This is a genomic window from Stenotrophomonas maltophilia group sp. LNF247 (assembly GCF_054083135.1).
On the sequence record NZ_JBSRQL010000035.1, the window covers coordinates 1 to 14,027 of the forward strand.

General features: G+C 67.2%; 15 protein-coding genes. 6 read left to right on the forward strand and 9 right to left on the reverse strand.

Translation table 11 applies throughout. The annotated features are described in order from the left end of the window. Together ACTXG9_RS19300 and ACTXG9_RS19305 are read left to right on the forward strand one after the other, a co-directional pair. A partial coding sequence (locus ACTXG9_RS19300) for an IS3 family transposase (RefSeq protein ID WP_457654818.1) occupies positions 1-88 on the forward strand: 88 nt, incomplete at its 5' end. Between the two features lie 211 nt (positions 89-299). Next, complete coding sequence (locus ACTXG9_RS19305) at positions 300-1,217, forward strand: LysR family transcriptional regulator (protein ID WP_019661882.1); 918 nt, start codon at positions 300-302, stop codon at positions 1,215-1,217. Positions 1,218-1,345: 128 nt separating this feature from the next. On the opposite strand, the gene ACTXG9_RS19310 is transcribed toward ACTXG9_RS19305, so the two are convergent. Together ACTXG9_RS19310 and lepB are read right to left on the reverse strand one after the other, a co-directional pair. Further along, positions 1,346-2,602 carry an MFS transporter gene (locus tag ACTXG9_RS19310; RefSeq protein WP_188250590.1) on the reverse strand — a complete coding sequence of 419 codons (1,257 nt, stop codon included), beginning with the start codon at positions 2,600-2,602 and terminating at the stop codon, positions 1,346-1,348. 124 nt (positions 2,603-2,726) lie between these two features. Next, complete coding sequence (gene lepB / locus ACTXG9_RS19315) at positions 2,727-3,353, reverse strand: signal peptidase I (protein ID WP_021203743.1); 627 nt, start codon at positions 3,351-3,353, stop codon at positions 2,727-2,729. Positions 3,354-3,610: 257 nt separating this feature from the next. Here lepB and ACTXG9_RS19320 point away from each other — a divergent pair, with 257 nt between their 5' ends. Beyond that, positions 3,611-4,012: a hypothetical protein gene (locus ACTXG9_RS19320; RefSeq protein ID WP_021203742.1), complete on the forward strand. Its 402-nt coding sequence runs from the start codon at positions 3,611-3,613 to the stop codon at positions 4,010-4,012. A gap of 3 nt (positions 4,013-4,015) precedes the next feature. After that, positions 4,016-4,462: a 3-dehydroquinate dehydratase gene (locus ACTXG9_RS19325; RefSeq protein ID WP_004153636.1), complete on the forward strand. Its 447-nt coding sequence runs from the start codon at positions 4,016-4,018 to the stop codon at positions 4,460-4,462. A gap of 117 nt (positions 4,463-4,579) precedes the next feature. Here ACTXG9_RS19325 and dcp read toward each other — a convergent pair whose 3' ends face one another. From dcp to arfB, 3 genes are all read right to left on the reverse strand, one after another. After that, entirely contained in the window at positions 4,580-6,736 is a 2,157-nt protein-coding gene (gene dcp / locus ACTXG9_RS19330; RefSeq protein ID WP_019661886.1) for a peptidyl-dipeptidase Dcp, read from the reverse strand. A gap of 111 nt (positions 6,737-6,847) precedes the next feature. Then, positions 6,848-7,450, reverse strand: coding sequence for a lysophospholipid acyltransferase family protein (locus tag ACTXG9_RS19335; protein WP_188250459.1), 603 nt, complete (start codon positions 7,448-7,450; stop codon positions 6,848-6,850). 4 nt (positions 7,451-7,454) lie between these two features. After that, a complete protein-coding gene (gene arfB, locus ACTXG9_RS19340; RefSeq protein ID WP_005420755.1) occupies positions 7,455-7,886 on the reverse strand; it encodes an alternative ribosome rescue aminoacyl-tRNA hydrolase ArfB in 432 nt (143 codons plus the stop codon). A gap of 133 nt (positions 7,887-8,019) precedes the next feature. Here arfB and ACTXG9_RS19345 point away from each other — a divergent pair, with 133 nt between their 5' ends. Next, on the forward strand, positions 8,020-8,547 hold the full coding sequence (locus ACTXG9_RS19345) for a DUF2059 domain-containing protein (RefSeq protein ID WP_134735273.1): 528 nt from the start codon (positions 8,020-8,022) through the stop codon (positions 8,545-8,547). Positions 8,548-8,623: 76 nt separating this feature from the next. Here the strand turns inward: ACTXG9_RS19345 and ACTXG9_RS19350 are convergent, their stop codons facing one another. The 4 genes from ACTXG9_RS19350 to ACTXG9_RS19365 all read right to left on the reverse strand — a co-directional run bounded on the left by ACTXG9_RS19350 (position 8,624) and on the right by ACTXG9_RS19365 (position 12,391). Beyond that, positions 8,624-9,364 carry a pseudouridine synthase gene (locus ACTXG9_RS19350; protein ID WP_021203740.1) on the reverse strand — a complete coding sequence of 247 codons (741 nt, stop codon included), beginning with the start codon at positions 9,362-9,364 and terminating at the stop codon, positions 8,624-8,626. A gap of 155 nt (positions 9,365-9,519) precedes the next feature. Next, positions 9,520-10,098 (reverse strand): O-methyltransferase, encoded by a 579-nt coding sequence (locus ACTXG9_RS19355; protein ID WP_206621536.1) that lies wholly within the window; start codon positions 10,096-10,098, stop codon positions 9,520-9,522. Positions 10,099-10,103: 5 nt separating this feature from the next. Beyond that, entirely contained in the window at positions 10,104-11,759 is a 1,656-nt protein-coding gene (gene ubiB / locus ACTXG9_RS19360) for a ubiquinone biosynthesis regulatory protein kinase UbiB (protein ID WP_021203738.1), read from the reverse strand. Next, positions 11,756-12,391: a ubiquinone biosynthesis accessory factor UbiJ gene (locus ACTXG9_RS19365; protein ID WP_021203737.1), complete on the reverse strand. Its 636-nt coding sequence runs from the start codon at positions 12,389-12,391 to the stop codon at positions 11,756-11,758. Before ACTXG9_RS19365 ends, ubiB begins: the two co-directional genes overlap by 4 nt. Before the next feature lie 402 nt (positions 12,392-12,793). On the opposite strand from ACTXG9_RS19365, the gene ddlA reads away from it, so the two are divergent. Continuing rightward, a complete protein-coding gene (ddlA, locus tag ACTXG9_RS19370) occupies positions 12,794-13,888 on the forward strand; it encodes a D-alanine--D-alanine ligase (RefSeq protein WP_031269342.1) in 1,095 nt (364 codons plus the stop codon). Positions 13,889-14,027: the final 139 nt, after the last annotated feature.

The window sequence follows — 14,027 nt, forward strand, 5'->3', positions numbered from 1 at the left end:
AAACCAGGAGCGCATCAAATTGAAATTGAAGGGCCTGCTCCCGGTACAGTACCGGGAGCAGGCCCAACAGGCCCAATCGGCCGCCTGACCCCTGTCCAAGTCTCGGGGGTCACTTCACCCTGGGGGCTTGGTCGCGGCATCCATGCCGCTCACACCCCCGCAACCGGACCCACCCCGCCTTCGACAGTTGGTCGCTGCTGTTGGTGCCAGCTGCTGTTGGTGGGTGCCGACCGTTGGTCGGCACGGGATCGGATCCCATCTCTGATTCATTTCCGGCTGACGATGAATAAACTGGCCCCATGTCCATCGAACTGCGCCACCTGCGCTACTTCCTCGCTGTTGCCGATACGCTGCACTTCGGCCAGGCGGCCGAGCGCCTGGGCATGTCACAGCCGCCGCTCAGCCAGCAGATCCGGCAGCTGGAGGAACTGATCGGCGCGCGCCTGTTCGTGCGAAGCCATCGCCGCGTGCAGCTGACGCCTGCTGGGGAGCTGCTGCAGGAACGCGCGCGCGCAATCGTGCAGCAGGTGGAAACCGCGGTGGACGAGGTGCAGCGTGCGCAGCGCGGCGAGCAGGGTGAACTGCATATCGGCCTGACCCGGGCCACGCCGCTGTCGCCACAGATCCCGCGTTCGATCCTGCATTACCGCCAGCAGTATCCGCAGGTGCGGCTACAGCTGAGCGAGATGAATACGCTGCAGCAGATCGACGCGCTGCTCGATGGTTCACTGGACGTGGGCATCATCCGCAAGCGTGCGTTGCCGCCGGAACTGGTGGCACACAGCCTGTTCGTCGATCCGCTGGCGCTGATCGTGCATGCCGACCACCCTGCCCTGCGCAGGCTGTCGAAGCAGGGCACGGTGTCGTTGCGCGACTTCGCGCAGGAGCCGTTCGTGGCATTCCGGCGCAGCGCGGGCGCGGGCATCCACGACCACATGATCGCGTTGTGTGCGGCGGCGGGCTTCACGCCGCGCATCGTGCAGGAAGCCGGTGAAGCATCGACGTTGATCAGCCTGGCCGCTGCGGGCCTGGGTGCGGCGATCCTGCCGTCGTCGTGCGATCACATCCGGGTGGAAGGATCGCGCTTCGTGGCGTTGGCCGATGCTGGCGCGCATTCGGAAGTGCAGCTGGCGTGGCATCGCGAACGGGTGACGCCGCTGATCCGAAACTTCGCCGGGCTGCTGCGCGGGGCGTTCGCCGGTAGAGTCGACTGTTAGTCGACTATCGCGCGCAGCGCGGGTTTTCGCGATCTGATGGAAGAGCAGTCGACTGACAGTCGACTCTACCTCGGCAAAGCCGCTACACCGTGGTTGCCGGCCAGCGGCCGGCACTACCGTGCGTTGGGTCACGCGGTCACCGGCTGCGGGGCGCGGTGCTGCAGCGCCCAGACGATGCCACCACCAATCAGGGTCAACACCGCGGCGAACGCACACACGCCCCACCAGTCCCAGGCCGCGTAGGCCAGGCCGCCGACCCCGCCCAGCACGCTGGAGCCCAGGTAGTAGGCGAACAGGTACAGCGCCGACGCTTCCGCGCGCATCGTACCGGCACGGCTGCCGACCCAGCTGCTGGCCACCGAGTGGCCACCGAAGAAGCCGAACGTGACCAGCGCGATGCCCAGTGCCATCGTGCTCAGCCACGGCATCGCCAGCAGCGCGATGCCGGCGCCGATCAGCGCGAACGAGATCGACAGGATGCGGCCGCGCCCGTACCGCGTAGCCTGCTGGCCCATCCACGCCGAACTGAAGGTGCCCACCAGGTACACGCTGAAGATCAGCCCGACCACGGTCTGGCTGAGGTGGTACGGCGGCGCCAGCAGGTGATAGCCCAGGTAGTTGTAGAGGGTGACGAACACGCCCATCAGCACGAACGAGGTGGCGAACAGCCACGGCAGGCCCGGGTCGGCGAACAACAGGCGCCAGCGCGACGGCAACTCGCGCAGGCCATCGCGGCGGGGATGGAAATGGCGCGACGGCGGCAGCTGCAGCCACAGCAGCACGGTACTGGCGATGGCGATGATCGAGACCACGCCGATGCCCCAGCGCCAGCCCCAGTGATCGGCGATGATGCCGGCCAGCAGGCGCCCGCTCATGCCACCGATGGCGTTGCCGCCGATGTACAGGCCCATCGCCAGGCCCAGCGCGCGGCTGTCCATTTCCTCGACCAGGTAGGTCATCGCCACTGCCGGCACGCCGCTCAGCGCCAGGCCAAGCAGGGTGCGCAGCACCAGCAGCGTGGTCCAGTCGTCCACCAGCGCCGTGCTCAGCGACAGCATGGCAGACGCCAACAGCGCAACGATCATCAACGGGCGACGGCCGACCGCATCGGACAGCAGGCCGGCCAACAGCATCGCCACCGCCAGCGTGCCGGTGGTCAGCGACAACGACATCGCGCTGCCTGCGGCCGACACTCCGAAGTGGCGGCTGAACTCGGGCAGCAGCGGCTGCACGGTGTACAGCAGGCCGAAGGTGGAGAAGCCGGCCAGGAACAGTGCCAACGCGGTGCGGCGGAAGGCCGGGGTGCCCTGCTGGATGCGGGTGTCGGTGCCGGTATCGAGAGTGGAGGGACGGCCTTCAACGGCCGCCGCAGTTTCGCCAGTCATGGAATCGAAGGGCCGGTGGGGACGGCCGGGCGTGGGAGGGAACGGGCCTCAGACTAGGCCCGTCGATCCAGTCGATCCATAACCTGATAGATCAGGATTGATATATAGGAAGTATCAATTCAGCTTACAGGCGTTGCCACTCGAAACCGTCACCGCGGCGGTAATACACAGCCACCGCCCGGCCGTAGACCTTGTCCGCATCGACGAAGCCGAAGAAGCGGCCATCGAAGCTGTTGCCACGGTGGTCTCCCAGCACCAGCAGCTTGCCGGCCGGCACCACCAGATCGTCAATGTCCGGGCCACCGCCCATGTCCAGATCGAGGCGGGCTCGGCGCTCGCCGAAGGCTTCCACGTCCTGCAGGTCGGCGGTCTGCAGCGGCTGGCCGTTGATGCTCAGGTGCCCTTCGTGCAGCTGCACATGGTCACCGGCCACCGCCGCCACGCGCTTGATCAGCCGGGTGCCGTCGGCCGGTGAATCGAACACCGCCACTTCACCACGCTGCGGAACGCCGGTGGACATCAGTTCCCTGCCGGTGAACGGCAGGCGCAGGCCATAGGCACGCATGTCCACCACTACCCGGTCGCCGGGCTGCAGGGTTGGCTGCATCGAGCCACTGGGCACCACGTAGTGGTTGGCCAGGGTATCGCGGGCGGCGGCGAGCAGGCCGAGCATCACCAGCAGCGGCAATGCTTCCTTCTTCAGCCAGAGCAGCGCGCGTTCGGGAAGGGGAGGACGGGCAACAGCATCCATGACAGGCTCCGGGTGGGTGGTCACTGCATCAGACCACACTCGGGCGGGAGAGGTTCCCGCGCCGGCTTGTTGTAGAGCCGAGCCCGCGCTCGGCTGCTCTTCGAGTGTCGGTGCACGCCAGCCGAGCGCAGGCTCGGCTCTACAGGAAGGGTTACGCAGGTTTTACGCGCGCACCCGGCCACGAGCATCGCACCTTTACGGCCAGCACGTGCATCGTGTGCCCACCGCGCCGCAGGGCGCATTCCGCAAGGTGTTGTATGACCCTCCTGGTGATCCGCCACGCCTCTTCGTCGGCACCGCGTCCCCAACTGCCGGCACAGTTGGCCGGCCATCGCGTGCTGTGCAGCGACTGCGCCAGCCTGTCCGAAGTGCGCCAGTGCCTGTGCCAGCCGCAGGCGCGTTCGGCCGACTGGGTGCTGCTGGATGTCGGCGTGGCCGACGAAGCGCAATGGCAGGCCGAGGGTGGCGCACTGCAGGCGGCGCTGGAACGGCTGCCGGCGCAGTACATCGAGCTGCAGTCGCCCAGCGAGCCCGGCCTGGATGCGCGGCTGCGCCTGCAGCACGGCCCCGCCGCGGTAGTGGTCGACCAGCGCAGCCAGCAGGCCGGCTATCCGCTGTCGCTGGCCATCGTCGGCCGTCGCCTGGCGCAGGAGGGCTGAGCCATGTCGATCTTCATCATCCGCGGCCCGGAAGCCGCCGGCGCCTTGATCCGCACGGCAATGCCACTGCCGGCGCCGGTCCTGAAGTCGCTGGTGCATCGCGCGATCGATGCCGGCACCAGCGTGGCGATCCGTGCCTGCGGTTCGGAGCAGGAACTGCTGGATGCGCTGCGCGTGGCCGATCACAGCCGTGGCGAAGTGACACTGCTTGACCCGGGTGCGTGCGCCAACAGCCTGCGCCTGCAGCGCCTGCTGCCCTACCTGCACAATGCCTACGTGGAGGTCCACGACGACGGCGCGGTGGCCGAGCCCTGCCTGCCGGCCGGTGTCGGCCAGCGCTTGGGCATCGCCGCCGGCTATGGCGCGCAGAGCTATGTGCTGGCGTTGGATATCGCGCTCGATCACCTCGGGTTGGCCGAGCAGGCCAACCGGGTGCACGTGGGGACGTGATCCGCTTGTGTAGAGCCGAGCCCATGCTCGGCTGCGTCTCCAGAAAAAGCCAGCCGAGCATGGGCTCGGCTCTACACAAAGAAAAACGGCGGGGTTTCCCCCGCCGTTTTCGATTTCTTACTTCAGCCCGCGGAACTTCAGCAAAGGTTCCACCGACGGGTCCTTGCCGCGGAAATCGCGGTACAGGGTCGACAGCTCCACGCTGTTGCCGCGCGAGAGGATCTTGTCGCGGAACTCCTGGCCGTTGGCCGCCGTCAGGCCACCGTGCTCGGTGAACCACTGGTAGGCGTCATGGTCGAGCACTTCGGCCCAGAAGTAGGCGTAGTAGCCGGCCGAGTAACCGCCACCCCAGATGTGGTCGAAGTAGGTGGTGCGGTAGCGCGGCGGCACCTGCGGCAGGTCGACCTTGAACTTCTTCAGCGCGCTGGCTTCAAAGGCGCCGACATCCTGCAGCGGCGCGTCGGCCTTCTGGGTGTGCCAGGCCAGGTCCAGCAGCGCGGCAGACAGGTACTCGGTGGTCGCATAGCCCTGGTTGAAGCTGCGCGCCTTGAGGATCTTGTCGACCAGTTCCTGCGGCATCGCCTCGCCGGTCTTGTAGTGCTTGGCGTAGTTGGCGAACACCTTCGGATCCAGCGCCCAGTGCTCGTTGAACTGCGACGGGAACTCGACGAAATCACGCGAGGTGGCGGTGCCGGCAATCGACGGGTACTTCACGTTCGAGAACATGCCGTGCAGCGCATGGCCGAACTCATGGAACATGGTGGTGACGTCGTCGAAGCTGATCAGCGCAGGCTGGCCGGCGGCCGGCTTGGTGAAGTTGCAGACGTTGTAGACCACCGGCTTGGCACCGGTCAGGCCGTCCTGTTCGACGAACACGTCCATCCAGGCGCCGCCGGACTTGCTGTCACGCTTGAAGTAGTCGGTGTAGAACAGCGCCAGCGAGGTGCCGTCCTTGTCGAACACTTCGTACACCTTCATGTCCGGGTTGTAGGTCGGAATGTCGGTACGCGGCTTGAAGGTGATGCCGTACAGCTGGGTGGCGGCGTAGAAGACGCCGTTCTGCAGCACGTTGTCCAGTTCGAAGTACGGCTTGATCTGCGATTCGTCCAGATCGTACTTGGCCTTGCGCACCTGCTCGGCGTAGAAGTCCCAGTCCGAAGCGGCGACCTGGAAACCACCCTTCTGCGCGTCGATCACCTTCTGGATCTCGCCGGCTTCGGCGCGCGCCTTGGCGGTGGCGGCCGGCACGGTGTCGGTCAGCAGCTTGAGTGCCGCAGCCGGGGTCTTGGCCATCTGGTCGCCCAGCTGGTAGTCGGCGAAGGTCTCGAAGCCGAGCAGCTTGGCCTTCTGCGCACGCAGCTGGGCCAGGCGCTGCACGGTCTGCCGGGTGTCGTTGGCATCACCGCGCTCGGCGCGGGTCTCCGAGGCCTTCAGCACGGCGGCGCGCTGGTCGCGATCGCTCAGCGAGCCGAGCACCGGCTGCTGGGTGGTGTTCTGCAGCGGCAGCAGGAACTTGCCGTCCAGCTTGCGTTCCTTGGCGGCGGCCGCGGCGTTGTTGATCGCATCCTCGTCCAGGCCGGCCAGCTTGGCCTTGTCGTCGACGACGACGGCCGCAGCGGCGGTGGCGGCCACCAGGCGGGTATGGAACTGGGTGGAGAGGGTGGTCTCTTCCACGTTGAGCTTGCGCAGGGTCGCCTTGTCAGCGTCGGACAGCTGCGCACCGGCGCGCACCAGGCCGTCGTAGTAGTGCTCGACCAGGCGCTTCTGCACCGGATCCAATTCCAGCGTGTCGCGCTGGTCATAGATCGACTTCACGCGAGCGAACAGCTTCGGATCGAGATTGATCTCGTCCTGGTGCGCAGCCAGCTTTGGCGCCACTTCTTCCTGGATCTTCTGTCGTGCATCGTTGGTATCGGCCTGGACCAGGCCGAAGAAGATGCGCGAGACGCGGTTCAGCGTCTCGCCGCTGCGCTCCATCGCCACGATGGTGTTGTCGAAGGTGGCCGGCTCGCTGCTGTCGGCGATCTTGCGCACGTCGGCCAGGTGCTGGCGCATCCCCTCTTCGAACGCCGGCAGGTAGTCGCTGTCCTTGATCTTGTCGAACGGCGGCGCCTGGAACGGCAGCGTGCTCGCACTCAGCAGAGGGTTGGTGGAGGCTTCGGCCGGCTGCTGGGCCGGGGTCTTCTGGGCATCGGACACGGGGGTGGACTCCTTGCCGGAACAGGCCGCCAACGCCAGGCTGATGGCGGCGGCCAGGACTACGGTACGCGACATGTAAAACACTCCTTGGGCAGACGGTACGGGATACCAGCCCTCCACCCTACTCCTGTCGCGCTCGCCCGGCATGTGCCGGACGTGGCGTCTATGCAGCGGCCTGCGGCAGGCTCAGACCGTACCGCGGGTCTTGCCGATCCAGGGCCGGTAGAACTCGCGGATCGCGGCCATGTCGGCAGCGTCATCACCACTGGGCGTGAACAGCGGGCCGATACCGATGGTCTTTTCCGGGTAGTGGAAGTACGCGGCAAGGATCGGCACGTCAGCCATCCGGGCGATCTTCAGGAAGCCGGCCTTCCAGTCCTTCACCGCCTTGCGGGTGCCCTCGGGGGTGATGGCGAACCACATCTTCTCGTTGTCGCGCAGCAGGTCCACGGCCTGTCCGACGGTGCCCTGCGGCGAGCTGCGATCGAGCGGGATCACGCCCAGCCTGTGCAGCAGCGGGCCCAGCGGCCACCAGAACAGCGACGCCTTGCCCAGTACCTTCACCTTCATGCCCAGCGCGATCTTGGCCGCCATGCCCCACAGCCCATCCCAGTTGGACGAATGCGGGGCGATGATGAAGACCAGCCTGGGGATGTCAGGCAGGGTGCCGGTCACCTTCCAGCCGCCCATGCGCAGGGTGCAGCGCGCCAGCCAGCGCAGGAAGGCGTTGGGTTTGACCTGCGGCATCTGCGGCGGCACGGCCGGCAGCAACGAAGTCGGGTTGTTCAAGCAATCACTCCCAGTCACGTGATGAGCGACCGCGCTTGATCTGCGCGCGCCCGCGTTTGGCGTCCAGACGACGCAGTTTCGACCCGAGGGTCGGCTTGGTGGCCTTGCGCGGCTTGGGCACGCTCAGCCCGGCCTGGATGAAGGCCGCCAGCCGCTCGCGCGCATCCTCGCGATTGCGATCCTGGGTCCGGAAACGTTGCGCATCGATGACCAGCACGCCTTCGCCGGTCATGCGCCGGTCACGCCGCGCCAGCAGGCGCGCGCGCAACGGTTCGGGCAACGAAGGCGAGTTGGCCACGTCGAAACGTAGTTCCACCGCGGTGGAGACCTTGTTGACGTTCTGGCCACCGGCACCGCTGGCACGCACGAACCGCTCGACGATCTCGCCGTCGGGGATTTCAAGCTGCGCGCTGATGGTGACCGGTCCACTGCCCATCCGCGCATTGTAGCGGCAGCCACGTGCCGGAGTGCGGCATCGCGCGCCGTATGCCGCCGATCAGGTACCGAACACGCCGCCTTCGCCTTGGCTGCGGGTATGCTGGCCGTCCCATGTACCGCAGGAAGCCCGCATGACCCGCACCACACCCGCCCTGCCGTCCCTGCTGCGCCGCGCCGCCCTGCTGCTGGCGCTGGCCGTGGTCAGCGTTCCGGCCCTGGCCGCGCCACCGACCGATGGCGACATCAACCGCCTGCTGTCCGCGTCACGGGCGCAGAGCATGATCGACACCATGCTGCCGCAGATCGAGGCGATGCAGCAGCAGCAGTTCCAGCAGGTGGCCGCACAGCGCCAGCTCAACGCCCAGCAGCAGGAACAGCTGAAGCGTATCCAGGCGCGGACCAGCCAGACCCTGCGCCAGGCCCTGTCCTGGCAGCAGCTGCGGCCGATGTACGTGGACCTGTACAAGAAGACGTTCAGCAAGGAAGACGTGCTGGCGATGGCCGAGTTCTACGAGAGTTCGGCCGGCCAGAGCCTGCTGGACAAGACCCCGGCGCTGATGCAGAACGTGATGGTGGCCATCCAGGCGCGCATGCAGCCGCTGTTCGCGGATCTGCAGAAGGATCTGGAGGCGATCGTCAACGAGCCGGAAAAAAAGTGAGGTAGTGCCGGCCGCTGGCCGGCAACCTCGTACGGTTGGGATCAGGCAGGTGCCGGCCAGCGGCCGGCACTACCGTCTATAGGTCCACCTGCCAGCCAAACAGGTCCAGCGCCTTCTGGAACTCACGGTCCAGCGGCGCCCTGACATCCACGTCGCCGCCCTCCGGATGCGGGAAGCGCAGGCGCTCGGCGTGCAGCAGCATGCGGTGCACGCCCTGCATGCGGAAGATGCGGTTGTGGCGGCCATCGCCATGGCTGGTGTCGCCAATCATGTGGTGCGAGAGGTGCTTGAGGTGCCGGCGGATCTGCCGGAAGCGCCCCGTCTGTGGCTGGCAGCGCAGCAGTGCATAACGCGAACGGGTGAACTCACCGACCGGCACCGACAGCTCGCCCGTCGCCAAGCGCTGGAAGTCGGTGATCGCCGGCTTCTTCACCGGCTTGCCCGGGCCGCCATCCAGATCATGGTCCACCCGCCAGGACAGTTCCGCCGGCCATCCCCGGCAGACCGTCAGGTAGTCCTTCAACACTTCGCCGCCCATCAACGCCTTGCCCAGCGCGCTGGCGGTCTCGCGGTCGAAGGCCAGCAGCAGGCAGCCACTGGTGGCCCGGTCCAGGCGGTGCACGAGGAAGATCGGCCGCCCCAGCTGCTCGCGCAGGCGGTCGGCCAGGAAGTCGTCTTCGCCACGGGCCAGCTTGCTGTCGTGGACCATCAGCCCGGCAGGCTTGTTGACCACGGCCAGGCGCTCATCCAGGTGCAGCAACTGCAGGGGCGCGGTGTCGGTCTCGACCGCGGCGAGGGTATCGGGTTCGGTGCTCACCGCGGGATTATCGGGGCTGGGCACTGAATGGGGTAGAGCCGGCCGCTGGCCGGCTGCCTCAGGGTCGTCTGGCTGCTGGGGTTGCCGGCCAGCGGCCGGCACTACCAGATCAGGCGCGGCCGGCCCTGCCGGATCAGGCGCGGGCAACGCTGCAGTCAGGCGCTGCGTACGGCCAGCAGCTCGCCGTTGCCAACCGGCACCAGGCTGACGCTGAAGTCCGGATCAGCGTCCAGCAGCACGCGCAGCGGTTCCATTTCCTGCGCATGCGAGGTGGCGTTGTCCACCACCAGCAGGCCCCCCGGCCGCAGCACGCGGCGCAGCTGCGGCCACCAGCCGGCGTACTGCCCGCGGTCCGAATCGAGGAACAGCAGGTCAATGCTGGCATCGACGGCCTGTGCCAGCCACGGCCCTGCATCGTCGTGAACCAGCGTGATGCGATCGGCCAAGCCACTGCGCGCGAAGGTGTCACGCGCCATCGCCGCCTTGTCCTGTGCGTATTCCAGCGTGATCACGTGGCCGTCGATGGTGGCGGCAGCCTCGGCCAGCCACAGCGTCGAATAGCCGTTGGAGGTGCCGATCTCCAGCACCCTGCGCGCGGCGCCGAAGCGGACCAGCACGGACAGGAATTCACCCGTGTCCGGCGTGATGTTGAGCATGCGGCGGCCACGCGCGCTCTCGCGGGCGTCGTTGTCGGTGCCGAAGCGTGCCAGTTCGTCCTTGAGCGCTTGCAGCATGGGACCTACTTCCACCACGCGCGCGCCAGCGCCACTGCGCCCAGCGCACCGGACAACCAGCTCCACATTGGCAGGTCGCCCCAGTACCAGCCCGGCGGCTGCAGCACGTACATGAGCGCGGCAATGGCCAGCAGGCCCACGCCAGTGATCGCCCCCACCGCGCGCTTCTGCAGGCGCTGCACGCTGGCGTCCAGAGCGGCCAGGTCGCGCGACCGCATCGACAGTTCATGGCGGCCTTCCACCTGCTGGGTCAGCCAGGCGTGTACCAGGCGCGGCATGTCCGGGGCATGGGTCATGATTTCCGGCAGGCGCTTGCCGATCTCGCGTACCACCCGGCGCGGGCTGTAGCGCTCGCGCAGGATCTTCGCCAGCACCGGCTTGGCCACCGCCCAGATGTCGATCTGCGGGTCCAGCTGGCGGCCGACGCCTTCGATGTTCAGCAGGGTCTTCTGCAGCAGGATCAGCTGGGGCTGCAGGGTCAGCTGGTAACGCTGCGCCACGCGGAACAGCTTCATCAGCACTTCGGCCAGCGAGATCTGCGACAGCGGCCGGGTGAAGTAAGGTTCGCAGACCGATCGCACCGCCGCTTCCAGATCGTCGATGCGTACGTGGTCCGGCATCCAGCGCGCCTGCACGTGCAGTTCGGCAATGCGGCGGTAGTCACGGTTGAAGATGGCCATGAAGTTCTCGGCCAGGTAGTACTGATCTTCCTGCGAGAGCTGGCCCATGATGCCGAAGTCCAGCGCGATGAAGCGCGGGTTGGCGCGACGCGCCGGATCGGTGTCGACCCAGATGTTGCCGGCATGCGCATCGGCATGGAAGAAGTTGTCGCGGAACACCTGGGTGTAGAACACCCGCACGCCCTTGGCGGCCAGCGCCTTGCGGTCGATGCCGGCCTTGTCCAGCGCGGCGATGTCGTCGGACGGAATGCCCCACACGCGCTCCAGGGTCAGTGCGCGCTCGGCCGTATGGCTCCAGATCACTTCCGGCACGTACAGGTCGTCGCTGTTTTCCCAGAAGCGGCGCAGCACGCTGGCATTGGCGCCTTCGCGCTGCAGGTCCAGCTCGGCGGACAGGGTGTTCTCGACCTCGGCCACCACTTCGCGCGGACGGATCTTGTCGGCGCGTGGATGGGTGCGCTCGACCAGCGCGGCCAGCGAATTGAGCAGGGCGATGTCGGCGTCGATCTGCTTCTCGATGCCCGGGCGAAGTACCTTGACCACCACCTGGCGGCCATCGGCCAGCGTCGCCGCGTGCACCTGCGCGATCGAGGCCGAGGCCAGCGGTTCGGTGTCGAAGCTGGCGAAGGCCGCACTGACCGGCAGGCCGAGCGCGTCCTCGACGATGCGGCGCGCGGTCTCGCCATCGAACGGCTTGACCCGGTCCTGCAGCAGGGTCAGTTCATTGGCCACGTCCGGTGGCACCAGGTCGCGGCGGGTGGACAGGATCTGGCCGAACTTGACGAAGATCGGGCCGAGGTCCTGCAGCGCCAGGCGCAGGCGTGCACCGCGCGACTGTGCGGCGATGTCGGCCGAGGCCCGCGGCACGAACGGCTTGGCCAGGCGCAACCAGCGCTCGGCCGGTGTGCCCTGCAGCAGGTCGTCGAGGCGGTAACGCAGGATCACCCGGCCGATGCGGCTGGCGCGCAGCACGGCCTTCATGCGGCACCCCGCAGGCGCTGCACGCGTGCACCCAGACGCTCGACGTCATCGCGCAGCACGTCCACGTCATCGTGGAAGGCGTCCAGCTCGGCACGCGGCACCACATCGCGCGATTCCTCGGTGATGAACTCGGCGGCGCTGTGGGCCAGATCGATCGCGCCCTGGCGCGCGTGCTGCAGGCCGTTGCGCAGGGTGTTGGCAACCTGCACGCCCAGTACCTCGCCGAATACGCTGACGAAGGGCTGCTGCCAGTCCGGGTCGAAGCCCTTGGCCAGCTGCTGCAGGCGTCGCGCCAGTTCGGCATCGCCGGCCACACGCACGCGACCCTTGCCGTTGCTGTCACCGCGCCGTGCGTTGGCCAGCAGCGGCAGCTGCGCCAGCACGCCGGCCAGGCTGCTGCGCACGGCCAGGTCGGCTTCCTGCGCGTCCACCGGACCGACCCGCAGCTGGTCGCCGTCGACGCTGATGCGCATCGCCAGCGACGGCGCTTCCAGGGTCAGGTCGATGTGGCGGCCGTCGAGGCTGGCCAGGGCATGGCGGGTATCCGGATCCAGCGCCAGGGCGCGGTTCAGGGCGATCTGCAGGGCGCGGCCAGCGACCGGCTTGAGGGACTTGAGCAGGGAAGGAGCCATGGGCGCATTCTACCTGCGTGGGTGGGGGGCTTGGGCCGGGCTGCCGCCCGGCACCCGTGGTAGTGCCGGCCGCTGGCCGGCAAGATCAACATCAAAAGCTGGCTATCCGTGGGATGGCGGGGTGGGTCCGGTTGCGGGAGACGCTGCAAGTACGTCCATATAAGCTCGGTCGCGCCATCCATGGCGCTCACGCCCCCGCAACCGGACCCACCCCGCCTTCGACAGCTTGCTGCGATCTGTCGGGACGGCGTTCTGTGTTGCTGTTGGTGGGTGTCGACCTTGGTCGACACGGTAGATCCACGCCATGCGTGGATGGATTTCTGGTTCATCTGTGCCTCACGCGGTGGGCCGATGAAGGTTCATGCTATGGGGTCACGCAACGCACAGGACATCGCATTCCCCATGGCACGGACCCGGGTCGGCATCATTTTCGGAGGCAAGTCTTCCGAGCACGAAGTTTCGCTGCAGTCGGCGAAGAACATCCTCGATGCACTTGATCGCGAGCGCTTCGAGCCGGTGCTGGTCGGTATCGACAAGCAGGGTCAGTGGCATCTGAGCCAACCCGATACCTTCCTGATCAATGCCGATGATCCGTCGCGCATCGCGCTGCATCGGTCCGGTACGTCGCTGGCGGTGCGCCCGGGCGCCGAGCAGGCGCAGCTGCAGCCGTGCGATGCGGCCAGCGCGCTCGGCCAGATCGATGTGGTGCTGCCGATCGTGCACGGGCCGCTGGGCGAGGACGGTGCGCTGCAGGGGCTGCTGCGCATGGCCAACCTGCCCTTCGTCGGTTCACCGGTACTGGGTTCGGCGGTGGCGATGGACAAGGACGTGACCAAGCGCCTGCTGCGCGACGCCGGGCTGCAGGTGGCACCGTGGCTGTGCATCCGTCGCCATCAGGCGGCGGCAGTCGATGTCGATGCGGTGATCGCGCAGCTCGGCCTGCCGTTGTTCGTGAAGCCGGCCAACCAGGGTTCGTCAGTGGGGGTGAGCAAGGTCAAAGATGCAGCGGGCTTCGCCGAGGCGCTGGCATTGGCGCTGCGCTACGACCACAAGGTGCTGGTGGAATCGGCGGTGGTCGGCCGCGAGATCGAGTGCGCGGTGCTGGGCAATGCGCATCCGCAGGCCAGCCTGTGCGGCGAGGTAGTGGTACACGACGAGTTCTACGCCTACGACACCAAGTACATCAACGACGATGGCGCCGACGTGGTGGTGCCGGCAGACATTGATGGCGCAACGCAGGCGCGTATCCAGCAGATCGCGCTTCAGGCCTACCGGGCGCTGGAGTGCGCGGGCATGGCGCGCGTGGATGTATTCCTTACCGAAGCGGGCGGGATCGTCATCAACGAGGTCAACACGCTGCCGGGCTTCACCCGCATCAGCATGTACCCGAAGCTATGGGGCGCCAGCGGCGTGGACTACACCACGCTGATCACGCGCCTGATCGAACTGGCGCTGGAGCGCCACGAGGCCGATCGCGGACTGCAGAGCGCTGTGTAGCGGCGCTGTGTGTAGCGTCGAGCCATGCTCGATGATCCTCTGTAGAGTCGAGCCATGCTCGACTCACGAGAAGCAGTCGAGCACGCTCGGCTCTACAAAGGGGCGTGCCGACCAACGGTCGACCATAACTGATCAACGG

Coding starts and splice junctions, on each gene's coding strand:
- ACTXG9_RS19355 (WP_206621536.1), bottom strand. CDS start 10,098: ATGCTGCAAGCGCTCAAGGACGAACTGGCACGCTTCGGCACCGACAAC.
- ACTXG9_RS19305 (WP_019661882.1), top strand. CDS start 300: ATGTCCATCGAACTGCGCCACCTGCGCTACTTCCTCGCTGTTGCCGAT.
- ubiB (WP_021203738.1), bottom strand. CDS start 11,759: ATGAAGGCCGTGCTGCGCGCCAGCCGCATCGGCCGGGTGATCCTGCGT.
- ACTXG9_RS19310 (WP_188250590.1), bottom strand. CDS start 2,602: ATGACTGGCGAAACTGCGGCGGCCGTTGAAGGCCGTCCCTCCACTCTC.
- ACTXG9_RS19345 (WP_134735273.1), top strand. CDS start 8,020: ATGACCCGCACCACACCCGCCCTGCCGTCCCTGCTGCGCCGCGCCGCC.
- dcp (WP_019661886.1), bottom strand. CDS start 6,736: ATGTCGCGTACCGTAGTCCTGGCCGCCGCCATCAGCCTGGCGTTGGCG.
- arfB (WP_005420755.1), bottom strand. CDS start 7,886: ATGGGCAGTGGACCGGTCACCATCAGCGCGCAGCTTGAAATCCCCGAC.
- ddlA (WP_031269342.1), top strand. CDS start 12,794: ATGGCACGGACCCGGGTCGGCATCATTTTCGGAGGCAAGTCTTCCGAG.
- lepB (WP_021203743.1), bottom strand. CDS start 3,353: ATGGATGCTGTTGCCCGTCCTCCCCTTCCCGAACGCGCGCTGCTCTGG.
- ACTXG9_RS19325 (WP_004153636.1), top strand. CDS start 4,016: ATGTCGATCTTCATCATCCGCGGCCCGGAAGCCGCCGGCGCCTTGATC.
- ACTXG9_RS19320 (WP_021203742.1), top strand. CDS start 3,611: ATGACCCTCCTGGTGATCCGCCACGCCTCTTCGTCGGCACCGCGTCCC.
- ACTXG9_RS19365 (WP_021203737.1), bottom strand. CDS start 12,391: ATGGCTCCTTCCCTGCTCAAGTCCCTCAAGCCGGTCGCTGGCCGCGCC.